General features: G+C 60.2%; 23 protein-coding genes. 6 read left to right on the forward strand and 17 right to left on the reverse strand.

The window, feature by feature from the left end; genetic code table 11:
• Nucleotides 1-4 precede the first annotated feature (4 nt).
• From ACVWYU_RS13875 to ACVWYU_RS13950, 16 genes are all read right to left on the reverse strand, one after another.
• Nucleotides 5-733, reverse strand: coding sequence for a cephalosporin hydroxylase family protein (locus tag ACVWYU_RS13875; RefSeq protein WP_247257692.1), 729 nt, complete (start codon nucleotides 731-733; stop codon nucleotides 5-7).
• Nucleotides 734-763: 30 nt separating this feature from the next.
• Complete coding sequence (locus ACVWYU_RS13880) at nucleotides 764-1,429, reverse strand: acetyltransferase (RefSeq protein ID WP_457372908.1); 666 nt, start codon at nucleotides 1,427-1,429, stop codon at nucleotides 764-766.
• Complete coding sequence (locus tag ACVWYU_RS13885) at nucleotides 1,426-2,547, reverse strand: DegT/DnrJ/EryC1/StrS family aminotransferase (protein WP_457372909.1); 1,122 nt, start codon at nucleotides 2,545-2,547, stop codon at nucleotides 1,426-1,428. Before ACVWYU_RS13885 ends, ACVWYU_RS13880 begins: the two co-directional genes overlap by 4 nt.
• On the reverse strand, nucleotides 2,544-3,770 hold the full coding sequence (locus ACVWYU_RS13890; RefSeq protein ID WP_248914802.1) for a class I SAM-dependent methyltransferase: 1,227 nt from the start codon (nucleotides 3,768-3,770) through the stop codon (nucleotides 2,544-2,546). The genes ACVWYU_RS13885 and ACVWYU_RS13890 overlap by 4 nt, the downstream gene beginning before the upstream one ends.
• Nucleotides 3,767-4,327 carry a dTDP-4-dehydrorhamnose 3,5-epimerase family protein gene (locus tag ACVWYU_RS13895; protein WP_457372910.1) on the reverse strand — a complete coding sequence of 187 codons (561 nt, stop codon included), beginning with the start codon at nucleotides 4,325-4,327 and terminating at the stop codon, nucleotides 3,767-3,769. The genes ACVWYU_RS13890 and ACVWYU_RS13895 overlap by 4 nt, the downstream gene beginning before the upstream one ends.
• On the reverse strand, nucleotides 4,324-5,406 hold the full coding sequence (rfbG, locus tag ACVWYU_RS13900) for a CDP-glucose 4,6-dehydratase (protein WP_248914804.1): 1,083 nt from the start codon (nucleotides 5,404-5,406) through the stop codon (nucleotides 4,324-4,326). Before rfbG ends, ACVWYU_RS13895 begins: the two co-directional genes overlap by 4 nt.
• A complete protein-coding gene (gene rfbF / locus ACVWYU_RS13905) occupies nucleotides 5,388-6,161 on the reverse strand; it encodes a glucose-1-phosphate cytidylyltransferase (protein WP_457372911.1) in 774 nt (257 codons plus the stop codon). Before rfbF ends, rfbG begins: the two co-directional genes overlap by 19 nt.
• 283 nt (nucleotides 6,162-6,444) lie before the next feature.
• Nucleotides 6,445-10,038 (reverse strand): glycosyltransferase, encoded by a 3,594-nt coding sequence (locus ACVWYU_RS13910; protein ID WP_457372912.1) that lies wholly within the window; start codon nucleotides 10,036-10,038, stop codon nucleotides 6,445-6,447.
• Nucleotides 10,039-10,153: 115 nt separating this feature from the next.
• Nucleotides 10,154-11,725: a flagellar hook-associated protein 3 gene (locus ACVWYU_RS13915; protein WP_457372913.1), complete on the reverse strand. Its 1,572-nt coding sequence runs from the start codon at nucleotides 11,723-11,725 to the stop codon at nucleotides 10,154-10,156.
• Between the two features lie 13 nt (nucleotides 11,726-11,738).
• Nucleotides 11,739-13,784 carry a flagellar hook-associated protein FlgK gene (gene flgK / locus ACVWYU_RS13920; RefSeq protein WP_390956974.1) on the reverse strand — a complete coding sequence of 682 codons (2,046 nt, stop codon included), beginning with the start codon at nucleotides 13,782-13,784 and terminating at the stop codon, nucleotides 11,739-11,741.
• A 10-nt stretch (nucleotides 13,785-13,794) separates the two neighbouring features.
• Nucleotides 13,795-15,084 (reverse strand): flagellar assembly peptidoglycan hydrolase FlgJ, encoded by a 1,290-nt coding sequence (gene flgJ, locus ACVWYU_RS13925; RefSeq protein ID WP_457372914.1) that lies wholly within the window; start codon nucleotides 15,082-15,084, stop codon nucleotides 13,795-13,797.
• Between the two features lie 11 nt (nucleotides 15,085-15,095).
• Nucleotides 15,096-16,205 (reverse strand): flagellar basal body P-ring protein FlgI, encoded by a 1,110-nt coding sequence (locus ACVWYU_RS13930; protein ID WP_247257728.1) that lies wholly within the window; start codon nucleotides 16,203-16,205, stop codon nucleotides 15,096-15,098.
• A gap of 18 nt (nucleotides 16,206-16,223) precedes the next feature.
• Complete coding sequence (flgH, locus tag ACVWYU_RS13935; RefSeq protein ID WP_457372915.1) at nucleotides 16,224-16,919, reverse strand: flagellar basal body L-ring protein FlgH; 696 nt, start codon at nucleotides 16,917-16,919, stop codon at nucleotides 16,224-16,226.
• Between the two features lie 52 nt (nucleotides 16,920-16,971).
• On the reverse strand, nucleotides 16,972-17,757 hold the full coding sequence (gene flgG, locus ACVWYU_RS13940) for a flagellar basal-body rod protein FlgG (RefSeq protein WP_247257681.1): 786 nt from the start codon (nucleotides 17,755-17,757) through the stop codon (nucleotides 16,972-16,974).
• Between the two features lie 45 nt (nucleotides 17,758-17,802).
• Entirely contained in the window at nucleotides 17,803-18,543 is a 741-nt protein-coding gene (locus ACVWYU_RS13945) for a flagellar basal body rod protein FlgF (protein ID WP_090324332.1), read from the reverse strand.
• A 248-nt stretch (nucleotides 18,544-18,791) separates the two neighbouring features.
• Nucleotides 18,792-20,351, reverse strand: a complete 1,560-nt coding sequence (locus tag ACVWYU_RS13950) for a sigma-54-dependent transcriptional regulator (protein WP_090324334.1) — start codon at nucleotides 20,349-20,351, stop codon at nucleotides 18,792-18,794.
• A gap of 313 nt (nucleotides 20,352-20,664) precedes the next feature.
• Between ACVWYU_RS13950 and phhA the strand changes: the two genes are divergently transcribed.
• From phhA to ACVWYU_RS13980, 6 genes are all read left to right on the forward strand, one after another.
• On the forward strand, nucleotides 20,665-21,450 hold the full coding sequence (gene phhA / locus ACVWYU_RS13955) for a phenylalanine 4-monooxygenase (protein ID WP_090324335.1): 786 nt from the start codon (nucleotides 20,665-20,667) through the stop codon (nucleotides 21,448-21,450).
• Nucleotides 21,451-21,554: 104 nt separating this feature from the next.
• On the forward strand, nucleotides 21,555-21,911 hold the full coding sequence (locus tag ACVWYU_RS13960) for a 4a-hydroxytetrahydrobiopterin dehydratase (RefSeq protein ID WP_017337151.1): 357 nt from the start codon (nucleotides 21,555-21,557) through the stop codon (nucleotides 21,909-21,911).
• Nucleotides 21,911-23,104 (forward strand): amino acid aminotransferase, encoded by a 1,194-nt coding sequence (locus tag ACVWYU_RS13965; RefSeq protein ID WP_457372916.1) that lies wholly within the window; start codon nucleotides 21,911-21,913, stop codon nucleotides 23,102-23,104. The genes ACVWYU_RS13960 and ACVWYU_RS13965 overlap by 1 nt, the downstream gene beginning before the upstream one ends.
• Before the next feature lie 265 nt (nucleotides 23,105-23,369).
• On the forward strand, nucleotides 23,370-23,501 hold the full coding sequence (locus tag ACVWYU_RS13970; RefSeq protein WP_281198496.1) for a hypothetical protein: 132 nt from the start codon (nucleotides 23,370-23,372) through the stop codon (nucleotides 23,499-23,501).
• Between the two features lie 36 nt (nucleotides 23,502-23,537).
• A complete protein-coding gene (locus ACVWYU_RS13975; protein ID WP_247257678.1) occupies nucleotides 23,538-23,774 on the forward strand; it encodes a hypothetical protein in 237 nt (78 codons plus the stop codon).
• A gap of 103 nt (nucleotides 23,775-23,877) precedes the next feature.
• A complete protein-coding gene (locus ACVWYU_RS13980; RefSeq protein WP_090324340.1) occupies nucleotides 23,878-25,077 on the forward strand; it encodes an MFS transporter in 1,200 nt (399 codons plus the stop codon).
• Here the strand turns inward: ACVWYU_RS13980 and arfB are convergent.
• Entirely contained in the window at nucleotides 25,074-25,487 is a 414-nt protein-coding gene (arfB, locus tag ACVWYU_RS13985; protein ID WP_090324341.1) for an alternative ribosome rescue aminoacyl-tRNA hydrolase ArfB, read from the reverse strand. The two genes, ACVWYU_RS13980 and arfB, sit on opposite strands and share 4 nt — an antisense overlap.
• Nucleotides 25,488-25,875 lie beyond the last annotated feature (388 nt).

Raw genomic sequence — 25,875 nt, forward strand, 5'->3', positions numbered from 1 at the left:
TCGATTAACGCACGCGACGCAGATAGCCATCCGGCGCGACGGTGATCAGCAATTTGCTGTGAATGGCCTGATCGATTTCGAAATCGCGGTTCTCTTCCAGGTAAGCCCATACCGCGGTTTTCGGGTTGTCGCCCTTGCCCCATGGACGATCCGGAAACGCATCTTCCGGCATGTCTTCAACGACGGTGTCCATCACGACGCAGTAACTGCCTACCGAGGTCATCGGCGCATAGGCCCGCAGCTCTTCAAGGACATGTTCGTGGGTATGGTTTGAGTCCAGAACCACCAGCACTTTCTTGCCCTCGATGCGCTGACGGACCTGATCGACAATCGCCGGATCGATGCTTGAACCCTGGATCATCTGAATCCGCTTGCTCATCGGGTGCGATTCGATTGCCTCGCGGTTGTGCTGACGGATGTCGATGTCGACGCCCAGCACTTCACCATGACCGATCAGCTCCAGCATCGAGGCGTAAAACACCAGGGAGCCGCCATGAGCGATACCGGTCTCGACAATGATGTCCGGCCGCAGCGCCCAGATAATCTCCTGCATGGCGACCATGTCCTGGGGAAACTGAATGATCGGGCGCCCCATCCAGCTGAAGTTGTAGGTGTACTTGTGCCGGGCGGTCGTACCCACCCAATCCAGCGACGTGGCTTGCAGGGCTTTGTCCTGTTGCAGGCCTTCGATGTTCTCTTTTACTTCTTCACGAAACAGCTCATGAGGATTCATTGCACACTCTCCAGAATTTAGCCGCGGTGGTTAGTTGAAAACCCGACCGTCTTGAAAGGAAACAGGATTGGTCTTGATGGTCCTGGCGGGATTACCCACCACAACCGCATGGTCTGGAACGTCTTTGGTCACCACCGCGCCTGCACCGATGGTGACCCAACGGCCGATCCGCAAACGCGGCAGGATCGTTGCGTTGGTGCCGATGAAGGTGCCGTCACCGATCTCGACACAACCGGCGATGCATACACCGGGCGCCATGAACACCGAATGGCCGATCTGCCCCTCATGGCCGACCACGCTGCCGGCGCTAATACTGGTGTTATCGCCCAGGCTGACTTGCGCCTGCATGATCACGCCCTCTTGCAGGTACGTGCCGACCCCCAGGGTGATCATCGTCAGGTCGATCCCCGGATGTATGAAGTTGCCCAGGGTGCCACCGGCCTCGACAATCTCGCAGGTGGTTTGATAACGCAGCGCCGTGCTGCCGGTAATCAAATTGACGAAGCGGGTGTCGGGCCCCTTCAGTTCGGCAACCCTGTCGGTGCCCCCCACTACCGGCACGCCATAAAACAGCGTGCCTTGCTTCGCCGGGTCGTTATCGAGAAAGGCAAACTGCAGATCCGGCTGGCAGCGTTGCAGCGTGAGGATCATCCGCACCGCTTCAGGATTGGCGGCCCCCAGCAAATACACTTTCATAGCCGGGTCCTTTTGAGCACCAGGGTGCGCAAGACTTCGATGACCCGACGCTGATCGTCATCGGTCATATCGTGGTAGCTCGGCAGATTGATCGCGCGCTCCGGCAGCGAGCAGGCCACAGGCGTTGCAGCCGTCAACTCGCTGAACATCGGCAACGACGAGAGCGGCCAGAAGAACACCCGAGCGTCGATATCCGCGCCCTGGAAGGCTGCGATCAACATGTCTCGGGTGATCGCCAATTCACTGTCAAAGACCACCGTGGGCATCCAGTAACCGTTGCGCGAATGTTCCGGCTCAGGGTTCATGGACAGGCCCGGCAAATCGCGCAATGCCTCGGCGTAGTTGGCGAAGATCTCGCGCTTGCGCCGGATAAGCTCGTCGATCCGCTCGACTTGCGCACAACCGACGGCCGCTTGCAGGTTGCTCATCTTGTATTTGAAGCCCAGGAAATCCGGCCAGAACTGTTTGCTGCTGCCTGCGACCCGGCCATGGTTGGACAGGGTCAGCACTCGCTCATACAAGGCCTTGTCCGACGTCACGAAGATGCCGCCTTCGCCGGTCGTCATGGTCTTGGTGCCATGGAAGGAAAACGCACCGAAAGCCCCCAGCGATCCGGCTGCCTGACCACGCCATTGTGAGCCGATCGCCTCGGCAGCGTCTTCGATGACCGGCAGGCCGAACTCGCGACCGATGGCCAGCAGCTCATCCATGTCGCAGAGATTGCCGTAAAGGTGTACGGCCAGTATCGCCTTGGTCCTTGGAGTGATTGCCTCACGAACCTGCTGCGGGTCGAGGCACCAGCTGTCCGCCAACACGTCGACGAATACCGGGGTCGCGCCAAGATAGGTCACGGGCGCGGCCGAAGCGATCCAGTTGGTATCGGCCAGGATCACCTCATCGCCGGGGCCAATGCCCAGGGCCGCCATGCCCATGTGCAGCGCTCCAGTGCAACTGGAGGTTGCAATCGCATAGGTCGCGCCCACGTGCCCGGCAAAGGATTTTTCGAAGCGGGTGAGGTACTCGTAGCAGCGTTCCCCCCAGCCGTGGCGAACGGCGTCGAGTACATAGTCTGCTTCCAGCTCGCCAACACTTGGCTTGGTGTAATGAATTCGGCTCATCGAATAATCAACTCAGGAATGGCGATGACAAAACGACCGTCCCACGCACGAATGCCGGCAAAGGCCTGGGTGATTTCATCCAGCAGGTTCCATGGCAACACCAGCACGTAGTCCGGCTTTTCGACTTCGATTTGTAGCGGCGACACGATCGGAATGCGGCTGCCCGGCAAGAACTTGCCCTGCTTGTGCGGGTTGGCATCGGCGACCCAGGCCAACAGATCCGGCTTGACCCCGGCGTAGTTGAGCAAGGTGTTGCCCTTGGCGGCGGCGCCATAGCCGACCACGCGCTTGCCCTCGGCCTTGGCCTGGAGCAAAAAGCGCAGCAGTTCGTGCTTGATCCGTTCGGCAGCCGGCGCCAGGGTCGCGTAGTACTCCGGGGTTTTCACCCCCGCAATCAGCTCGGCCTGCAACTGCTGCGCAACCGCTGGCTGCACCTCACGACGCTCGCCATCGAGGCGCTGCACGAATACCCGCAGCGAACCGCCATGGGTCGAGAGTTGACTGACGTCGAAGACTTCCAGGCCATTGCGCTCGCACAGGGTCTGCACGGCGGTCAGGGACAGGTAGGAATAGTGCTCGTGATACAGCGTGTCGAACTGCTGGCCGGCCATCAGGGTCAGCAGTTGTGGAAACTCGAATGTCGCCACGCCGGTCGGCTTGAGCAGGGTCGCGAAACCGCCGAGGAAATCGTTGATGTCCGGCACGTGGGCCAACACGTTGTTGGCGGCCATCAGGTCGGCGCCCCAGCCTTCGCCGAGCAATTGCGCAGCGGTGTCGCGACCGAAAAACAGTTCGCGAATATCCAGGCCCTTTTCCCGTGCCGCTTGCGCGGTGCTGCGGGTTGGCTCGACGCCCAGGCAGGGAATGCCGCGCCTGGCCACGTACTGCAACAGGTAACCGTCGTTGGCGGCAATTTCCACCACTCGGCTTTCAGCGGTCAGGCTGAAACGCTCGACCATCTCGGCCACATACTTTTCCGCATGCGCCAGCCAGGTGCTGGAGAACGAACTGAAATAGGCGTACTCGGCATCGAACAGGCTGTCGGCGCTGGTGTAGTCCTCGGTCTGCACCAGCCAGCACTGCTGGCATACGGCGACTTTCAACGGCACCCATTGCTCGGCCTGCTCCAGCTGATCGGCGCGCACGTAGGCGTTGGACGGTGGCGAGGTGCCGAGATCAATCAACGGCAAGGCCAGCGGAGTACCGCAACCACGGCAGTTCATAAACGCACTCCGGCGAAGTGTTCATCGAGCGACGGATGGCTGGCATCGCGTGCCGACAGATTATTGACAGGCAGTGGCCAGGCAATCGCCAGCCGTGGATCGTTCACCGACAACCCGCCTTCGTGCTCAGGCGTGTAATCGTGACTGTGCAGGTAAAGCAGCTCGGCATCGACACTCAGGGTCTGGAAACCGTGGGCGAACCCGGCCGGGATCAGCAGGCTGCGGCCATCGCCGGCGCGCAGGTGCTCGGCATGCCAGTGCAGAAAGGTTTCGGAGTCTGGGCGCAAATCCACCGCGACGTCCCAGACCTCACCGCGCAAACAGGTGATCAACTTGGCTTCCGGCGCCTGGGCGTTCTGATAATGCAGGCCGCGTACAGTGCCGCGTTCGCGGGTGCAGGAATGGTTGATCTGACGGATGTGAAACGCCTGGCCGAAGGCGCTCAGGCTGCCCTCGCAAAACAGCCGGGCGAAGTGTCCGCGCTCGTCCTCGAAGCGTTTGTGCTGCACGCTGAACAACCCGTCCAGCGGCAGCGCCTTCAACAGAAATTCGCTCACAGCGCGCCTCGGTACAGGTTGAGCTGGTTCAGGGTGATAAGGCGCATGTCGTCACCGTTCTGCCACGCCAGATGCCAATCCAGGGTCTGGGTCAGGCACTGCTGCAACGACCAGCGCGGTTGCCAGGCCAGCAATTGACGGGCGCGGCTGCTGTCCAGACGCAGCAGACCGGCCTCGTGCAAGTCGCTCGGTTCGATGCGCAAGCCGCGTGCCTGCGGCCAGCGATTGGCGAGCAATTCGACCACTTCGCCGACGCTGCACATGTCCGCTTCGCTGGGGCCGAAGTTCCACGCACCGGCAAACTGCGGGCCTTGCTCATACAAGCCGGCAGCCAATTGCAGATAACCGGCCAAGGGTTCCAGCGCGTGCTGCCAGGGACGCACGGCCTGCGGGTAGCGCAGGGTCACGGGCTCATCCGCCGACCAGGCCCGGAGAACATCGGGAATCAAACGCTCCGGCGCAAAATCGCCACCGCCCAGCACATTGCCGGCGCGCGCCGTGGCCAGGGCCAGGCCGTGCTCGGCATGCTTTTCCGGAGGAAAGAACGAGGCGGCATAGGATTGCGCCAGCAACTCGCAACAAGCCTTGCTGCTGCTGTAAGGGTCGTGACCGCCCAGTGCTTCGTTCTCGCGGTACGGCCACAGCCATTCCTGATTGGCGTAGACCTTGTCGGTGGTCACCAGCACACAGGCGCGTACACCGCCCACCTGACGAATCGCTTCGAGCAGGTTGAGGGTGCCCATGACGTTACTGGAGTAAGTACCCAACGGGTCGCGATAACCTTCGCGCACCAGCGGCTGGGCCGCCAGGTGCAAGACGATTTCCGGCTGGGTTTCGGCGATCAGCTCCAGCAAGGCGCCGAGATCACGCAGATCGCCCCGCTGATCGTTGATGCCTTCGTGCACCCGTGCCAGTTCGAACAGGCTCGGCTCGGTGGACGGATCCAGGGAAAACCCGCTGACCTGGGCCCCCAGGCTTTGCAGCCACAGCGTCAGCCAACTGCCTTTGAAACCGGTGTGGCCGGTGACCAGAACCCGCTTTCCACGCCAGAATTGCGGGCTCAGTCCCATTGCTTCCATGGGGCCTCCCCGCTCTGCCACAACGCTTCCAGATGATTCTTGTCACGCAGGGTGTCCATGGGTTGCCAGAATCCGTCGTGCTGGAACGCCATGAGCTCGCCGCGCGCGGCAAGACCATCGAGCGGACCGGACTCCCACGAGGTTTCGTCGCCGTCGATCAACGGCAGCACCTTGGGCGACAGGACAAAAAAACCACCATTGATCCATCCGCCGTCGCCACGCGGTTTTTCGGTGAAGCCCAGAACGCGGTCACCTTCGCGACTCAACGAACCGTAACGGCCAGGTGGCTGGACGGCGGTGACGGTCGCCATCTTGCCGTGTGAAAGATGGAAGTCGACCAGCGCACCAATGTTCAGGTCAGACACACCGTCACCGTAGGTAAAACAAAATGCCTGTTCGTCTTCGACATAACGTCGAGCGCGGCGCAAGCGCCCGCCCGTCATGGTCTCTTCCCCGGTGTCGATCAGGGTGACGCGCCATGGCTCACTGTAATTCTGGTGAACATCCATGCGGTTGTTACGCATGTCGAACGTAACGTCAGAGGTGTGCAGAAAATAGTTGGCGAAGAAGTCCTTGATCGCGTAGCCCTTGTAGCCAAGGCAAATCACGAAATCGTGTATTCCGTGAGCGGAGTACTGTTTCATGATGTGCCAGAGAATTGGCTTGCCACCGATCTCGATCATTGGCTTGGGCTTGAGGTGCGATTCCTCGCTGATTCGCGTGCCCAGGCCACCCGCCAAAATAACTGCCTTCATTCCCTTCCCCTCTTGTTCGTCACAGGGCTCAGCCAAGCTGTATCAAGCTTTTGCGGGCCATCTGGGTAATACCTGCGTACCGTTCGACGCACCTGCGCAATCACCGCAAGTGCTCGTTTTATGGCGATATAGAGGGGACTTGCAGGAAACGCGCCAGCTCTTTCGGTCCGGCGCCAGGCGATACGACGAGAGGGTTGCGGCGTTGCCGCGCGAAGGTCTTCGAGACAAAAAAAAGGCAGGCGACTCATCGTCGCCTGCCTTGACTTGACCAACGCCCGGACTGTCAGTCCGCGAGCCAGCCGTTTTCCCAATAACGCAGGTTGTCGCCACGCAGCACGTAGTCACGCAGCACAATCTCGCGCAACTCATCGCCCATGCGATAGCTGGCTTCCGGATCGGCCAGATGCATGCGAATGGCTTGCAGCCACTCGTCCGTGGAGTTGGATTTGACGCGGGTGCACGGCAAGTAGCCGCTATAGGCTTGAGTGTCGGTGCAGATCACCGGGTAGCCGCAAGCGCCATACTCCAACAAGCGCAGGTTGCTCTTGCAGTCGTTGAAGATGTGGAACTCCAGTGGCGCCAGGGCCAGGTCCAGATTCAGGCTGGCCAGCTTGGCCGGGTAGACGTCCAACCCGATCACCCCGTGGAACTCATGCATGTATGGACGCAGATCATCCGGACACATGCCGAAGAACACCCAGTCGACTTCATTGGCCAACTCACGGACCACATCGGCGATGACCGCCAGATCACCGTGGTGACTGGTGCCGCCCCCCCAACCGACCCGCGGCTTTTTCGAGGTGCGGCGCTGGTTGCGCAAATCGGTCCACAAGTGGGCCGCCAACATGTTCGGCACCACGCGGATGTCGTGATGCATGTCCGACAAGGCGTTGCCCAACGGCTCGGTGGAAACCACCACGCGATCGCACATGCCGATGGCGCGACGGACCAGTTTCTCCATCTCGTCCTTGCCCGGCATGTTGCGGATATGGGCATTGCGATGAGGCACGTTGATCACGTAGTCATCCAGCTCGTAGATGCGTCGCGCGCTGGAGTATTTTTGCAGGCTCGGAATTTCGTTGATCGGCCCTTCCGAATAGCGCCCCTGCAAGATGATCACATCAGGCGAATAACGCTCGACTTCAATGATGGTCGGCAGATTGTAGTGAATGCGCCCCTGTGCCCTGCCGGCGGCTTCCAGTTCGATCAACGGTTGAGTCACCCGATAATGACCGATGGCTGAGGCATTGACTGGCAACGCGAGAATTTTAGGCAGTTGGGCCTGGGAAAACGGACTCCAGCCGGAACGCAGACCAGGCTCAAGACTGAAGCTTGCATTACCCACACCCTGCAACGCCAGGTTGCTGTTATAGGCAGGATCGCGGGCAATGATCGGCAGCCAGCGCTTGTAGAAAGCCTCCTGCTCCTGTTCGCTGCGAGCCTGGTCACCTTCCTGCGCCGCCACGAGCGGTTGCACCCCCAAAGCCAGTTGGGCATGAGGCGTCCAGACCACCAGATAACCTTCCTGACCGATGCGCAGGCACAGATCAACCTCGTTGAGGGACTGCGCCAGGTCCTGCTCATCCAGGCCGCCGACGGTTTCAAAAACCGCCTTGCGCACCATCAGGCAATCACCGCCCACGGCACTCAAATCGTGAGCCGTCTGCAAGCGGAACATGTAACCCGCTGCCTGCATCGGCTCGCCATGGAACGGCACGCCGGCCGGCCCCTGCAAGCCAAGGATCAGGCCCGCATGCAGCACTCGACCATCGGGGTTGAACAGCTTGGCCCCGACCACGCCGACTTCCGGACGCTGCGCGTGATTGAGCAGCTCGGAAAGCCACTCGCCCTGAGTGATGACCGTGTACGGGTTGAGCATCAGGACATAGTCGCCCGCAGCCTGACTCACGCCAAAGTTGCGCGCCTGCGCCAGACTTCCTTGTCGCTCCTGTCTCAGTACTCGAACCCGCTCACTGCCCAGCTTCGCCATGCCGTCGAACCAGGTGCGCGCCTCGACACCTTCACTGCCATTGTCCACCAGCAACAACTCGTATTCGCTGTAGGCCGTTTTCTCCAGCAGGCTCTCGACGCAGCGCTGCAAGGCACTGGTCTGGTCTTTGCTGACGATGACGATCGAAACCAGCGAGCGCTCACCATGAAGGTAATCGACACGATTGAGGATCGTCGAACTGCCTGGGCGAATCTCATGGGCAATGCCCAGGCGCTGCAGGTGTGCTTCGAGCAACAGCGGGTTGGTGTCCAGCACTTGCGGCTGCGACAGCCATTTGGCCAGATCCAGGGTGGACTCCAGCAAAACTTCGGCAATATGGCCGACCACCTGCGTGCCGTCATCTTCGACCATACGCCACAGCACATCGTGAGGCGCCAGCTCGGCGAACCGGGAATTGAAGCCGCCCACGGCCAGGAAACGCTTACGCTCAAACGCCAGGGCGCGTCCGACATAGGGGTAGCTGCGCATCAGGTCAAGGTTGAAATCGGGCTTGAACGCAGGCTCTGCGGATTCACCCTGGTACAGCCCACCTTCGTCGCTGTACAGGCAGGTCATCGCCGGCGTGAGGGCAATTCGCTCGGCCATGACCAACAAAGCCGGCACCACCAGACGATCGCCGGCACGCAACAGATAGAACCAGTCGGCGCCTTCCAGTTGCGACAACAACTCGTTGACCTGCTGCTGCCAGTCGTCTTGCAGCGGCACGCGGAAAACCCGCTCCTCCAGTTCGACCCGCGTGCAGGACGTCGACAGAACCACGGTCAGCTCAGGCGGATAATCCTGCGCGGCGAGCGACTGCAGCGTGATCTCCAGCGCCGAACGGCTGCCGTCCTCATCAATGATGACCGGAACGATTTTCGGCACTTTGGGCCAGGCTGCCAGCGTGTCTGGCAGCAGGTTGCGCTGGCCGTCAGTCAGATGCCGGCACTCCAGCCATTGAGCGTAGAGCTGGGAGAAACTGACACTGTCAATACCCACATGCCAACCCTGGGTGGTCTGCTTTGTGCCCAGGGTCCGGCTCAATGGCAACTCTTCCCAGACCCGTGGTGACTCGTCGACCCTGGTCAGCGGCAGGTAGCGCACCCAGCCTGGAGCCGGCGCCGATTCGCCGCTACGCGCCTTGAGCATCTGCGACAGCCATTGCCGCTCGATTTCCGCCGCATCCTTCATTGATTGCTGGCTGCTCAAACGCTCCGGATACAGGCGTTCGACGCCGAGCACATGATTGGACACCGCCATATTGCCCCGTCGCATCAGGCAGACGTACAAGGCAAAATCGAGCGTCGCGACAAAGCAATGACCGGGCTGGGTCAATGCCGGGAACAGTTCAAGCAGATCTGCCCGACGGAACAGCGCGTTGCTGAAGCCCCCGAGGATATTGACCGGGAAGTTTTCGAATATCGCCAGCAGGTCATCGCCTTTGAACACCCCGCCCACCGGAGACAGCGGAGTGTTTTCCATGCGCGATGGCAACGGCATGTCGTCGGCATCCCAGAACAATCGTTGGGCGACCACCAGATTGACGTCGGCACAATCGATAAGCACTTGGGCCTGACGCTCGATACAGGCGGAAAACAGCTGATCGTCGTCACACAGAAACTTGATGAACTCGCCTTGTGCCTGCTCCAGGCAAGCTTGCAGATTGCCGACCAACCCCAGGGTTTGTGCATTGCGCACATAACGTATGCGCGCACCCTGCTCGATCACCGAGTTGACGATGTCTTCGATCTCATGACCGCGACTGTCATCGCAAACAATGATTTCCAGATGGCCATAGCTCTGACTCACGGCCGTGTGCAAGGCGCGACCGAAAAAGCGTGGATTGAAGGCGGGAATGACCAGGCTGACAAGGGGGAGTGAATTCACGGCGGGCTCACAGGCGGCGCGAGCCCGCCCTGAAAAGCGAGCCCTCGAATACCGCAAAAAAGACGATCAATACTGAAGGGACAAGGCAGACGGGCGCCTGAGCGCCCGACCACCATCAGATCTTGTTGAACAGACCCAGTTGAGAAATCTTGCTGAACGCCAACTGCGCAGCCTGCAACATGGTCTGTTGCAAGGTCAGGCGAGTCATGACTTCCGCCGGGTCCGAGTCACGGATCGACGACTGGCTCGTGGCGTTCGCCTGGGTCAGGCTCTCGTTGGTCGCGGACTGATTATCCAGCGACTGGCCGCGGGCACCGATCGAGGTAACGGCCGAGCCGATCTGGTTGACCGCGCTGTCGATGTTGCCGAGGCCGGATTCCATGGCGCCGAGGAAATTCTGCTTGGCCACCGGGTTGCCGTCGATCGGCGTATTCAGCGCGGTCACCATGTGGCCCAGGGTGTCGAGCACGTTCTGGGTTTGATGATCGTTGTTCTGGATCAGGAACTGGTCACCGGAGGCCGGAGCGCCGCCGCCCAAGGCAAAGGTCACGCCCGCTGCGGTGGCATTGCCACCCGAGACGGTGCCCGAGGAGACCGGCCGGCTGTCGGCGGTGATCGGTGCGGCGTACAGGTCAAAGGCCGTGGCACTGGTGAACTTGAGCACTGCACCGCCCGACGGGAAGGCATTGGTGTAAGCCGCCTGGTTGGTCACGCTGGAACCGGTGATGACCGCGGTCGAGGTGTTTCCAGGACTGCGCGAAGCATTGAAGCTGTCAGGCGTGGCCGCCAACTGGAAGCTGTGGCCGGCGATCACCGCATCCGGGTTGGCGTCAGTGGACTTGAGGTTGATGTTCAGCTTCAGGTCAACGCCACGGAAACTCACCGTCTGGTTGGCACCGTTGGCATTGCTGATGACACCGTTCTGGCTGGCTTCGGCCGTCACGTCATTACCCAGCGCATCAGTGATCTGCAACTGGGTGCTGCTGAGAAAGTTGACGGTGTAGGGCTGGCCGCCGGCGAACTTGGCGTTGTAGGTGGAACTGGTGCCGATCGTACCGTTGGACAGCACCACCCGACCGTCATCCACCGCTGGAGCGGTCATGGTGGTCTGGGTGCGGCTGGTGTTGATGGCCTGCTGGAAAGCATCCCAACCGGTGGTGTTGGTCGCCACCGTCATGCCGTCGCCAATGCCCAGGTTGATGCTGGTCTGGTCACCGTTGTAGGTAAAGGTGCCGTCCGAGTTCTGCGAATAAGGCGCGGTGTCGGTTTTCGAACCGGAGAACAGGTAGTTGCCCGCCGAGTCCTTGGAGTTCATCAGGCCCATTACTTGCTGCTGGATCTGGCCCATTTCCGACGCATAGGCCTTGCGGTCGGCGTCAGTAGCCGTGCCGTTGCTGGCAGCCAGGGCGAGCTCCTTGGCGCGTTGCAACGCGTTGCCAATGGAGGTCAGCGTGGTTTCCTGCAGGCTCAACGCACTCTTGGTGCTGTCGATGTTAGTGCCGTACTGATTCAGCGCCGCACTCTGCTGGCCAAGGCTCAGCAAGCGCCCGGCACCGATCGGATCATCGGCGGCGGTGTTGATGCGAGTCAGGCTGCTGGCTTCATTGCTGGTCGCGATGGCCTTGCTGTAGTTGCTCTGATAGTTGGCAGCGGTGGTTTCGTAATACTGGGCGGTAGAAATGCGCATGAATTACGACTCCTTAAAGGCTGTTGATCAGCGTGCTGAAAATTTCCTGCGCAGCTTTGATGATCTGCGAAGAGGCGGTGTAGTACTGCTGGTATTTGACCAGGTTGCCGCTTTCTTCATCCAGGTTCACCCCGGACACCGAATCACGGGCACCTTTGGCATTGGTCAGGATCGCCGTAGTGGCGTCGCCGTCAGACTTGCCCTGGGCGGCCTTGGTGCCGACGTTGGTCACCAGCTTGCCGTACGCGTCGGTCAGGCTGATGCCCTTGCTCGCCGAGCCGGTATCGACGGTCTGTTTGGTTTGCAGCCCCACCAGGGATCGCGCGTTACGGTTATCCGAAGACGCGGCGCCGGTCAGGTTGATCGTGAAGCTTTCGCCGCTGGCCGGTGTGCCGCCGACCGTGGTCTGCACGGTGAAGGTCTTCTGCACCGCCGGAACGACACTGTTGTCCATGATCGGAGCACCCGTGCCATCGACCATCCCCACGTTCAGGTTCAGGGTGTTGCTCTGACCCGGAACAATGGTGCCGGTACTGATCGAATTGCCCTTGGCATCGACCAGGTTGTAGCTCTGGCTGCCACCGCTTGCGGCACCGAAAACCAGCTTGACCGGCGTCGAGTACTTGAGCGCGGTCTGCATTTCCGCCTGGGCCGCCGGATTGTAGATATCGAGGGTGCTGGTCAGTGCCGGCTGAGTGTAGGTACCGCCGTTATTGGCGCTGGCATTGCCGGTCAAGGGTGCAGCCGCGGCGATTTTTTTCGGGTCGGTGAGCACGGTCTGGATGCTCGCCGCCGCGCCACGGGTCGGTGTCACCTTGAACGAATCGCCGGCGCTGAGCGCGCCACCGTTGAGGTTCAGGGTGAAGCCGTCGATCACCGGAGGCGGTGTGGTCGTGGTGCTGAAGGCGCCCATGTCAGTGCCGTCCGAGCGCTTGACCGTGTAGTCGGTCGGGCTGGTGAACGTAACCTGATAGTCGCTGGTGGTCAGCTTTCCAGTGTCCTTGATGGTCACATCGAGGTTGCCGGAACCGGCGCTGTTGCCGGCCTGGGCAATGCTGCGCTGGCTGACCAGGGCGGCACTGTTGATGTTGTTGAAAATCGCCGCGCCGAAATCGCCGTTCTTGTCGATGCCCTGCGCTTGCTGACTGTTCATCTGGTCAGCCACCACCAGCGCCACACGCCCCAGCTCATTGAGCGACGGGTCGAGCACGTCCTTGCGGTAGTTGAGCAGACCACCGATCGAACCGCCGCTGACCACCGAGGTGATGTCGATGGTGCTGGAGCCACGGTTCATCTGCAGCGCCATGCGCGACGGATCATCGCTGCTCGGGACGGTTTGCAGGGTGTTGGTGGTATTGCCGACGACCAATGGCTGACCGCTGCCGACATAGACGTCGAAGTTGGTGCCGCGCTCGACAACCTGCGCACCGACCAGCTCGGACAGCTGACGCACGGCTTCGTTGCGCGAGTCGAGCAGGTCGTTGGGCTGGCTGCTGCCGGTGGAAAGCTCGGAGATCTTCTGATTGAGATTGGCAATCGAGGTGGCCAGCTTGTTCACCTGGCCCGCCATGTCAGACAGGCTGCCATTGAGGTTGGTGTTCTGGTCGTTCAGCTGCTTGGCAATCGAATTGAAACGGCTGGACAGCGCCTGTGCACCGGTCAGCACCGACTGGCGGGACGTGTCGTCGGTTGGCGAAGTCGCAACACCCTGCATCGAGGTGAAGAAGTTCTGCAACACACCGGTCAAACCGGTGTTGTTATCGGAAAGCGTGGCGTCCAGCGGTGTGACCTGAGCGCTGTAGGCCGATGCTTCGCTGTTGAGCGAAGTGGCGGTACGCAGCTGCGAATCGAGATAGGAGTTATACACCCGGCGCACATCGGCCAGCGTCGTGCCGGTACCGATGAACACATTGCCGTACTGAATAGAGCCTTTGGTGCCCTGCACAGTCTGCTGGCGCGAGTACCCGGCGGTGTCGACGTTGGAAATGTTGTTGCCCGTGGTCACCAACGCGCTCTGGCTCGCACTCAGACCCGACATCCCGATATTGAGCAAACTCATGGTTCAGACCTTATAAATTCGTTGAAACGCCCGCCGCAGCGTAGTTCTGGTAACTCGTCATCTGCCTGGCTATCTGCGAAATCTTGCTTGCGTAGTCCGGGTCGGTTGCATAACCGGCCTTTTGCAACTCGCGTACAAACTGTTCTGGGTTATCGGCCGACTTCACGACATCTTGATAGCGATTGTTGGTTTGCAACAAAGTCACAAGGTCATGGAAGCTGTCCTTGTAAGAGTCGTAGGAACGGAACTGCGCCGTTTCCTTGACCATCTCGCCATTCCTGAATTCGCTGGTGATGGCCCGCGCCGAATTACCTTTCCAGCTATCGCCCGCCTTGATGCCGAACAGGTTGTGGCTACTGCTGCCATCCTGGGCGCGCATGACCGATTTGCCCCAACCGGTTTCCAGCGCCGCCTGGGCCACCAGGTAACGCGGGTCGACACCGATGCGCGCGGCGGCTTCCTTGGCCATCGGCAACATCGTGTTGACGAATTCGTCGGCGGAGCTGAAGGCTTTTTTCGCCGGTGCGAGAGGAATCTGCGCCATTGCACGACCGTAAATCTGCAGGCCGCCGCTCGATGGTGAATCCGCTTGCGCAGCGAGCCAGTCGCCGTTGTACAACGGGCCGGAGCCGCTGCGCGTGTTCTGTGGCAACTGGATCTTGTTCTGCGCCGTGTTTGCGCTCGCCGCCGTGGTCGTTGCCGAGGGCACCAGCCCCGCCAGCAAGCGATCAGCCAGTTTCGGTGGTAATGCAAGGCGCCGCCGATTGATCATTGCCATGTCATTGAGATGGGTACCCTCGCCCGTCGGCGCGTGCACCGACCGCGAGGCCCACAATGGACGCTGGCCATTGACCCGCGAAAGCGGCCCGCCGAGTGCGACGGTACCGGCAGCCACCGGGGTCTGCACCGCAGCTTTTGCCGCTTCCTGCCTGGCGGCCGATGCGGCTGCCGCCTCACCGGGTGCCATCGGCTTGTTCTTCGACATCTGCCGCATCAGGACGTCCGCCAGACCGATACCACCGCCCTCGCGGGACATGGAAACGGCCAACTGCTGGTCGTACATTTCCTGGTATTGCTTGGCCGCCGGGGTGTTGAGCGGATTGTCCTGACCGAGCGCTTCGGTGGCCGAGCGCATGGACTTGAGCATTTCACCGAGAAACAGCGACTCGAACTCCTGCGCAACCTTGCGCATGTTGCCGTCGCTGTTCTTGTCGCCGACCTTGAGCTGGTTCAGGCGATTGAGGTCCGAATAGGAGCCTGAGTCACTGCTGCTGGCCAAACCACTCTTGCGCATATCCATGAGCGCCGTCCTCAGATCACGATCAGATCGGCTTGCAATGCGCCGGCCTGCTTGAGTGCTTCGAGGATCGCCATCAAGTCACCCGGTGCCGCGCCGACCTGGTTCACCGCCCGCACGATTTCGTCGAGGGTGGTGCCCGGGCCGAACTTGAACATCGGCTTGGCTTCCTGCTGGGCGTTGATCTTAGAGCGAGGCACGACGGCCGTCGTGCCATTGGACAGTGGCCCCGGCTGGCTGACGATCGGGTCTTCGGTGATGGTCACGGTCAGGCTGCCGTGGGTAACGGCGGCCGGGGAAACCTTGACGTTCTGACCGATCACGATGGTGCCGGTACGGGAGTTGATGATGACTTTCGCCACCGCCTGACCCGGATCGACTTCAAGGTTCTCGAGGATCGACAGGTAATCGACGCGCTGGCTGGAGTCCAGTGGCGCACTGACGCGAATCGAACCGCCGTCGATGGCCTGAGCCACACCTGGGCCAAGCATGTCGTTGATCTTGTCGACGACGCGTTTGGCCGTGGTGAAGTCGGAACGGTTGAGGTTCAGGGTCAGGCTATTGCCCTGGTTGAATCCGCTTGGCACCGCCCGCTCTACCGAAGCACCGCCCGGGATGCGACCGGCCGACGGAACGTTGACGGTAATCTTCGAGCCGTCACGCCCCTCGGCATCGAAGCCACCCACCACCAGGTTGCCCTGAGCGACGGCATAGACGTTGCCGTCGATACCCTTGAGCGGCGTCAGCAGCAAGGTACCGCCACGCAGGCTCTTGGAGTTGCCGATGGACGAAACGGTGATGTCGATCTGCTGCCCCGGCTTGGCGAACGCCGGCAGCTCAGCACTGATCGACACCGCAGCGACGTTCTTCAACTGCACGTTGCCCGAGCCCGGCGGCACCTTGATACCGAACTGCGACAACATGTTGTTGAAGGTCTGTAGGGTGAACGGCGTCTGGGTCGTCTGGTCGCCGGTGCCATTGAGCCCGACCACCAGGCCGTAACCGATCAATTGGTTGGAACGCACGCCGGAAATACTGGCGATGTCCTTCAATCGCTCGGCGTGAGCGTTGAAGGCCGCGGACAACAAAACGGCGGCCACCATGAGGTGTTTGAAGTTCAACATGCTCAACTGGAAAGCCACCTAGAAAGGGAACAGCGGGCTGAGGAAGAAACGGTCGAACCAGCCTGGCTGACTCGCATCGGCAAACGAACCGGTGCCCGAGTAGGTGATGCGCGCATCGGCGACACGGGTCGACGAAACGGTGTTGTCGGTGGCGATGTCGTCAGCGCGCACCAGGCCTGCGATCCGCACCAGCTCGTCGCCGGTGTTGAGGGTCATCCACTTCTCGCCTCGCACGGCAATGATGCCGTTGGGCAACACGTCGGCGACGGTCACGGTGATCGAACCGGTCAGGGTGTTGCCCTGTGCCGCCTTGCTGTCACCCTTGGTCGCACGGTCGCCTTCATAGCTGGCGTTCAGACTCAGGTTGCCACTGCCGAACGGGTTGTTGGTATTGGGCGTAGAGCCGAACAGCGACGTCAGACCGATGCCGGTCTTGCTGTTCTTGTCGATCTGCGAGTTGGCGTTCTTGCTGGCCTGGGTCTTCTCGTTCAGGGTGATGGTGATGATGTCACCGATCCGGAACGCCTTGCGGTCGCTGTACAGGTTCTGTTCGAAACCGGCCTGATAGATCGATCCGTTGTTCGCGGCAGCCGGCAGCGGCGTACGCGGCAACACCGGGGCGTAGTAGGGATCATTGGGCTTGGGTGTCGACGGCACGCAGCCCGCGAGCACGGTAACCCCGGTCAATGCCAGAACAGAAACGAAACGATTCATGACCCTTCCTCACGGTGTTGCAGGCGGCCTCATGGCCGCCTCATAGACTTGATTACAGATTCTGCGTTACGAACGAGAGCATCTGGTCGGCGGTGGAGATCACCTTGGAGTTCATCTCGTAGGCACGCTGAGTGGTGATCATGTTGACCATCTCCTCAACCGTGCTGACGTTGGAACCTTCCAGGGTGTTCTGCAGCGTGGTACCGAAACCGTTCAGGCCCGGGGTGCCGATTTGCGGCGCGCCGGAAGCGGCGGTTTCCAGGAACAGGTTGTTGCCGACGGCCTGCAGACCGGTCGGGTTGATGAAGTCGGCGGTTTGCAGGTTGCCGATCACCTGAGCGGCCGGGTTGCCTGGCACGGTGATGGATACCGTGCCGTCGGTGCCGACGGTGAAGCTCTGGGCGTTGTTCGGGATGACGATGGCCGGCTCCAGGGCGAAACCGCTGGCGTTGACGATCTGGCCATTGGCATTGAGATGGAAGGTACCGTCACGGGTGTAGGCCGTGGTGCCGTCCGGCTGCAGGATCTGGAAGAAGCCACGACCGTCGATGGCCATGTCCAGCGGCTGCTCGGTGGTTTGCAGGCTGCCGGCGGTGAAGTTCTTCTGGGTGCCGACGATACGCACACCGGTACCCAGTTGCAGGCCCGACGGCAGTTCGCTGTCCTGGGTCGACTGGGCGCCTGGCTGACGCTTGATCTGATAGAGCAGATCCTGGAATTCGGCACGGTCACGCTTGAAACCCGTGGTCGACACGTTGGCCAGGTTGTTGGAAATGGTGGTCAGGTTGGTGTCCTGGGCGGACAGACCGGTTTTGGCAACCCATAGAGCCGGAAGCATTCGATTCTCCTCGTGCGCCTGTTTTACGGCGCGACGTTCTGATAATTAGCTGATCTGCAAGACCCGAGCCATGGCCTGGTCGTCGTCTTTGGCGGTGTTCATCATCTTGATGTGCAGTTCGAATTGCTTGGACAAGGCCAGTACCGAGGTCATTTCTTCCACGGCGTTGACGTTGCTCGACTCGAGGAACCCGGACACCAGTTTGACGTTGGCATCGGCTTGCGCCGGCTGACCGTCCTTGGTGTGAATCGAACCGTCCAGGCCTTTGGTCATGTTCTTGATGTCGGGGTTGACCAGCTTGATACGGTCGACTTCGGCCATCACGCGCGGGCCTTCGCCCATTGCACGGATACTGATGGTGCCGTCTTCGCCCACTTCGACCTGCTGCTGCGGCGGCACGGCAATCGGCCCGCCATTGCCCATCACCGGCATGCCGTTGCCGGCCCGCAACACGCCCAGGGCGTCAACCACCAGGCTGCCGGTGCGCACGTAGCTTTCACCGCCATCGGGGTTCTGCACTGCCAGCCAGCCGCTGCCTTGCACGGCAACATCGAGGTCGCGACCGGTTTCTACCAGGGCGCCCGGGGAGAAGTCCGTGGCCGGGCGTTCGGACATCGCAAACGCACGCGCCGGAAAGCTGTCACCGAACACCGGCATCGAACGCGCCTGCTCCAGATCTTTCTGGAAGCCGTTGGTGGAGATGTTCGCCAGGTTGTTGGCATGGGCCTTTTGCGCCAGTGCATTCTGGCTGGCGCCGGTCATTGCCACGTAAAGGTACTTGTCCACGCTCTTTCCTCTGCCTGCCGGACGTTTGCCGCCCACTGCTGTACTGCTGAGCGATAAGCAATTTGCAGACCAACTTGTTTTTGACGGCACGAGACCCGGCAAACAAAGGACTTGAGGGATTGAGCTGACGGGGAGGATTTGTATCAAAGACGAAAAACCGGCGGTGTTATGCCGGTGGGAGGCAATGCTTGACCTGTCGGAGCAGCACAGCATCCTGTGGCGAGGGAGCTTGCTCCCTCGCCACAGGATCAGGCGTTGTCCTTGCCAACCTCATAATCACGCAGCTTGTTGGCAATGGTGGTGTGGGATACCCCCAATCGCTTGCCCAACTGCCGACTGCTCGGATGCTCGGCGTACAGCCGCTCCAGCACGGCCTTTTCGAAGCGCCCGACAATTTCATCCAGGCCACCATCGAGGGAAAAATCGCCAAGAGGCTGACGCACGCCGTAATCAGGCAAACGGATGTGTTCAGGCTTGACGGTACCGCCGTCGCACAGGGACACCGCCTGGAACAGCACATTTTCCAGCTGGCGAACGTTGCCCGGCCAATGGTAATGACTGAGTCGCTCCATGACCGTCGGTGCCAGTTTCGGCAGCGGGCAACCGATCTGCCGACTGGCCTGATCGAGGAAGTGCTCCACCAGCGGCGTCAAACCGTCGAGGCATTCGCGCAGCGGCGGGATGTGCAGCGACAACACGTTCAAGCGGTGATAGAGGTCCTGGCGAAATTCCCCGCGGGCGCACAACTCGGACAGGTCGACCTGGGTCGCACAGATCACTCGCACATCGAGATAGACCTCTTCATCACTGCCTACACGACGGAAGCAACCGTCCTGCAGGAAGCGCAGCAATTTCACCTGCAAGCGCGGGCTCATTTCCCCAACGCCATCGAGAAACAGCGTACCGCCCGCCGTCAGTTCCAATAGGCCGAGCTTGCCTTCGGCCCGCGCACCTTCGAAAGCACCAGGGCCGTAGCCGAACAATTCGGTCTCGGCCATGGACTCCGGCAGACCGGCGCAATTGAGCGCCATCAATGGCGACTGACCGCGAGGACTGGCCAGATGACAGGCACGCGCCAGCAATTCCTTACCGGTGCCGGTTTCACCTTCTATCAATAGCGGTGCGTCGAGCGGCGCCATGCGCCGTGCCTCACGCACCACCGCTGCCATGACTTTCGAGCTTTGAAAGATACTGTCGAAGCCACGCAACTCCTGTTTGCGCACGTTATAGATGCGCTCACCCACCCGGTCAGCGCGGTGCAGCGTCAATACCGCACCGGCCATCGCTTCGCTGTCGTCATGCTCCGATTGCAACGGCGCAATATCGGCCAGAAACACGTCGCCCTTGACCTTGACCCGCAGCCCATTGATCCGCGATTTGTTGGCGCGTACCAGTTCCGGCAAATCGAAATCTTCGGCGTAACGCGACAGCGGTATCCCCGGCACTTCATCGACGCGTACACCCAGCAACTGTGCGGCTGCACGGTTGGCCGCGACTATGGAGCCGCCCATGTCGATCGACAGCACCGGAAATTCCAGCGCGCCGAGCAACGCGTTGAGTTCCATGTGCCGGCGCTCGCTGGGCATCAGCCCTACGCGCTTGACGCCGAAAACCCCTGCAATCGCCTCGAACTTCGGACGCAAGGCCTGGAACTGAATGTTGATCAGGTTCGGGCAATGCAGGTAGATCGCGTTGCCATGCTCGCCGCCCACTTCCCCGCGAGCGACGTTGATCCCGTACTCCACCAGTAAGTTGAGAATGTCACGCAGGATGCCAATGCGGTTCTGGCAGTGGACTTTGATACGCATATAAAAGGCCTGGAAAAGCGGTGGATGAAGTCATTGCCGGCGCACCCACCGGGAAATTGCAGCGCCACGGACGGATATTTCTGCCAAGGTCAACAGATAGTCGTCAAGATTATGTGACACCCGGAGCGCTTTTCAAACCGGCAAATCTCAATAGCTGCGCGATGCCGCTCAACACGTAACGAAAACTTTACGTTTTCTGCGAATTTTTCCTGCGCTCGACGCTGAACACCTGCTGCAAGGCTGCAATCCATGGGTTATTTCTAGGTCCATAGCTGGACATAACAAGAACGAATCCCCCTCGCAGGAGAGCAGCATGAAGCAGACGCAATACGTGGCTCGCGAGCCCGATGCGCAAGGTTTTATCGACTACACCGCCGAAGAACACGCGGTGTGGAACACGCTGATCACTCGCCAGTTGAAAGTGATCGAAGGGCGTGCGTGCCAGGAATACCTGGACGGTATCGAAAAACTCGGTCTGCCCCACGACCGCATTCCGCAACTGGGCGAAATCAACAAGGTCCTCGGTGAAACCACCGGTTGGCAGGTCGCCCGTGTGCCGGCGCTGATCCCCTTCCAGACCTTTTTCGAATTGCTCGCCAACAAGCAGTTTCCGGTGGCCACCTTCATTCGCACCCGCGAAGAGCTGGACTACCTGCAAGAGCCGGACATTTTCCATGAGATCTTCGGCCACTGCCCGCTGCTGACCAACCCCTGGTTCGCGGAATTTACCCACACCTACGGCAAACTTGGCCTGCAGGCTTCCAAGGAAGAACGCGTATACCTGGCGCGCCTGTACTGGATGACCATCGAGTTCGGCCTGGTGGAAACCCCGCAAGGCCGGCGCATCTACGGTGGCGGCATTCTGTCTTCGCCGAAAGAAACCGTTTACAGCCTGTCGGACGAGCCTGAGCATCAGGCCTTCGACCCGCTGGAATGCATGCGCACGCCTTACCGCATTGACATCCTGCAGCCGTTGTACTTTGTCCTTCCGAACCTCAAGCGCCTGTTCGATCTCGCCCATGAAGACATCATGGGCCTGGTCAAACAAGGCATGCAGCTGGGTCTGCACGCCCCGAAATTTCCGCCAAAAGCCGCGTGACCCGCGACTTTTACGATCAAGTGAGTCTGTCAGGAATCCACGCTTTGCTTTAGCGTGGTGACATTGACGGCCGATTTCCATTTATTCGATTTCAGGAATCCATCATGTCCACATTGAACCAAGCCCACTGCGAAGCCTGCCGCGCCGATGCACCGCAAGTCAGCGACGAAGAACTGCCGGTACTGATCAAGCAGATCCCGGACTGGAACATCGAAGTACGCGACAGCATCATGCAGCTGGAAAAAGTCTTCTTGTTCAAAAATTTCAAGCACGCCCTGGCATTCACCAACGCCGTCGGTGAAATCTCCGAGGCTGAAGGTCATCACCCGGGCCTGCTGACCGAGTGGGGCAAAGTCACCGTGACCTGGTGGAGCCACTCGATCAAGGGCCTGCACCGTAACGACTTCATCATGGCCGCGCGCACCGACGAAGTGGCCAAGGACGCCGAGGGCCGCAAGTAATGCATTTCGACGCCATCGGCCGGGTGCCCGGCGACCCGATCCTCGGTCTGATGGAGGCCTATGCGCAGGACCCCAACCCGCGCAAATTCGACCTCGGCGTGGGTGTCTATAAAGACGCCCAGGGCCTGACGTCGATTCCCCAGGCCGTGAAACTCGCCGAGGCGCGACTGGTCGAGCGCCAGACCACCAAGACCTACATCGGTGGTCATGGCGAACCGGCCTTCGGCAGGCTCATCAGTGAGCTGGTGCTCGGCACCGACTCGAAGCTGATCAGTGAACAGCGCGCCGGCGCCACCCAGACACCGGGCGGTACCGGCGCGTTGCGCTTGAGTGCCGACTTCATCGCCCAGTGCCTGCCGGGCCGGGGCATCTGGTTGAGCAATCCGACCTGGCCAATCCACGAAACCATTTTCGCGGCGGCCAAGGTCAAGGTCAGTCATTACCCCTACGTGGGCAGCGACAACCGTCTCGACGTCGATGCCATGCTCGCCGTGCTCAATGAAGCACCAAAGGGTGACGTGGTACTGCTGCATGCCTGCTGCCATAACCCGACCGGTTTCGATCTGACCCATGAAGATTGGCGCCGCGTGCTGGAAGTGGTGCGCCGGCGTGAATTGCTGCCGCTGATCGACTTCGCCTACCAGGGCTTCGGCGATGGCCTGGAACAGGACGCCTGGTCGACCCGGCTGTTCGCCGCCGAGTTGCCGGAAGTACTGATCACCAGCTCTTGCTCGAAGAACTTCGGCCTGTATCGCGACCGCACCGGCGCCCTGATTGTCTGCGCAAAAACCGCCGACAAGCTGGTGGATATCCGCAGCCAGCTGGCCAACATCGCCCGCAACCTGTGGTCGACGCCACCGGATCACGGTGCAGCCGTGGTGGCAACTATCCTCGGCGATCCGGAGTTGAAACGCCTCTGGGCCGACGAAGTGGAAACCATGCGCTTGCGCATCGCCCAACTGCGCAGCGGCCTGGTGCACGCCCTTGAACCCTATGGTTTGCGCGAGCGCTTTGCGCATATCGGTGTGCAGCGCGGGATGTTTTCCTACACCGGTTTGACACCGGAACAAGTGAAAAAACTGCGCGACCACCACAGCGTGTACATGGTCAGTTCAGGTCGGGCCAACGTGGCGGGGATTGATGCGACACGGCTGGATCTGCTGGCCGAGGCGATTGCTGACGTCTGCAAGTAACCCTCTAACACTGCCCCCTGTAGGCGCGAGCTTGCTCGCGATGGAGTATCAGCTGACACCTCAGTGACTGACACACCATCGCGAGCAAGCTCGCTCCTGCAAGTGGACCTGCGACAAAACAATAGACCTGTCTAGACAATCCCATCCGTCGAAACAAATGGATATAAAAGTCTGTTTGTCATTTCTCCTGCTGTATCCTGCCCAGGCTTTTTTTAAAAGCGCGGATCTACCAGATCTATCAACAGACTTAGCGAGGAGCGCGACTATGCACGAGATTCCCAATCTCCCCTTCCCAAGCCTGCACGAACCTGAGCAGACGACCACGCAACAAGCCGGTGCCCAACAGCCCCAGCCGAAAGAAGCCACTGACAGCCGCAAGGCCGACAGCGAAGACTGAAACACCCGCCGTACAGACCGTGTGGAAAGCGCTAACATGCGCTTTCCACACAGCCTGAACCCTGAGCCCCGCACCATGACCGATGATTTCACGCCTCCTTTTGATGAAGCGCTGCAGGCCAGCGTCCTGATCGGCACCGCCGAGAAAATGATCGAAATCTGGAATCGTCTCCCGCCTGAAAAACAAGCCGCGTTGCTGGCTCGATTCGGCAGCGAAGAAAATGCGTTGGCCGCCCTGGTCACTACGCAACTGGTTGCACCGGCCAAGCCCTGAACAATCCCGTTCGGCAAATAGTTTTACTTTTTTCACAACCCACGACCGTCTACGCCGTTATCATAAGCAGCCTATCTATCTGCTTCCCCGTGGACCTTTACCCATGTCTGAAAACCAGCGCCCCCTGGCGGTCACGCTGCAAGTTGTCTCCATCGTCCTGTTTACCTTTATCGGCTACCTGAACATCGGCATTCCCTTGGCCGTATTGCCGGGCTACGTCCACAGCGACCTCGGCTTTGGCGCCGTGATCGCTGGATTGGTCATTAGCGTGCAATACCTCGCTACCCTGCTCAGCCGTCCGTACGCCGGGAAAATAATCGATAACAAGGGCAGCAAACTGGCGGTGATGTATGGCCTCGCCGGCTGCGGCTTGAGTGGTGTTTTCATGTTGATATCAGCCTGGACCCAAAGCCTGCCGATGTTGAGTCTGATCAGCCTGCTGGTCGGCCGCCTGGTGCTCGGCAGCGCGGAAAGCCTGGTGGGCTCCGGTTCGATTGGTTGGGGCATCGGCCGGGTTGGCGCGGCGAACACCGCCAAAGTCATCTCCTGGAATGGCATTGCCAGTTATGGCGCACTGGCGGTCGGTGCGCCGTTGGGGGTGCTACTGGTCAATCGAATGGGCTTGTGGAGCATGGGCGTGAGCATCGTGCTGCTGGCCGCTTTGGGACTGTTGCTGGCGTGGCCGAAAACCGCTGCGCCGATTGTGGTCGGTGAGCGTTTGCCGTTCATGCATGTACTCGGGCGAGTGTTGCCCCACGGCTGCGGACTGGCCTTGGGCTCCATCGGTTTCGGCACTATCGCCACGTTTATCACCCTGTATTACGCCACCCGGCATTGGGACAACGCCGTACTGTGCCTGAGCCTGTTTGGCGCCAGCTTCATCGGTGCACGGCTGTTGTTCGGCAACCTGATCAACCGTCTCGGCGGCTTTCGTGTGGCGATTGCCTGCCTGTCGGTGGAAACCCTGGGGCTGTTGCTGCTGTGGCTGGCACCCGACGCGCATTGGGCGCTCGCGGGCGCGGCGCTCAGTGGCTTTGGTTTCTCACTGGTGTTTCCGGCGCTGGGGGTCGAAGCGGTCAACCTCGTGCCTGCTTCCAGCCGTGGTGCGGCGGTTGGCGCCTATTCGCTGTTCATCGACCTGTCGCTGGGGATCACCGGGCCATTGGCCGGCGCGATTGCGGCAGGCTTCGGTTTTGCTTCGATCTTCCTGTTCGCCGCCCTCGCCGCCTTGAGCGGTTTGATGCTCAGCATCTACTTGTACCGGCAGGCGCCGAAACAGCGCGAAGCGCGAGAATCCCGCTAGAAATCGACCTTGCCGCGCCCGGCCTTGATATTGCCGCGCTTACTCTTGGATTCGAGCCGACGGGTCTTCGAACCGAGGGTCGGCTTGGTCGGGCGACGTTTCTTTTCGACCTTGGTGGCGCTGAGGATCAACTCGGTCAAACGCGCCAACGCATCGGCCCGGTTCTGTTCCTGGGTCCGGTATTGCTGGGCCTTGATGATCAATACGCCTTCACTGGTGATACGACTGTCGCGCAACGCCAGCAGCCGCTCCTTGTAGAACTCGGGCAAGGATGAGGCCGGAATGTCGAAGCGCAAGTGCACGGCGCTGGAGACCTTGTTGACGTTCTGCCCACCGGCGCCCTGGGCGCGAATGGCGGTCAACTCGATCTCGGCATCCGGTATGTGCACGTTGTTGGAAATCACCAGCATGGAAAAGCGTCCGGGGTGGGGAGCGTTCAGGATACCGCGATAGCGTTTTGAATAGGGGACAATCACTGGTGCAGGCGAAATTGAAAAAGCCTTTGTCGGATTATTCTTACAGTGTTGTCGGATTTACAAAAGGGATGTTGCATTGTTTCCAGTGACCACACTAATCTAAGACTTCACACCAACCCGATTACTTAGATAATGAATTTTGAGAATATTCGATACCACATCGTCGTTACCCTCATGGTATTAGGCTGCTCTGGTTTACCGGCAGGAGTCATCGTATTCGGCATAACCAAGGTTATCCATATAGATGAAGAACACCTAAATACCGCATACTTAGCCTCATACATAATACTTGTTCTCCTTGGACTGCGCCTTTACACACCAA

The organism is Pseudomonas sp. TE12234 (assembly GCF_054061835.1).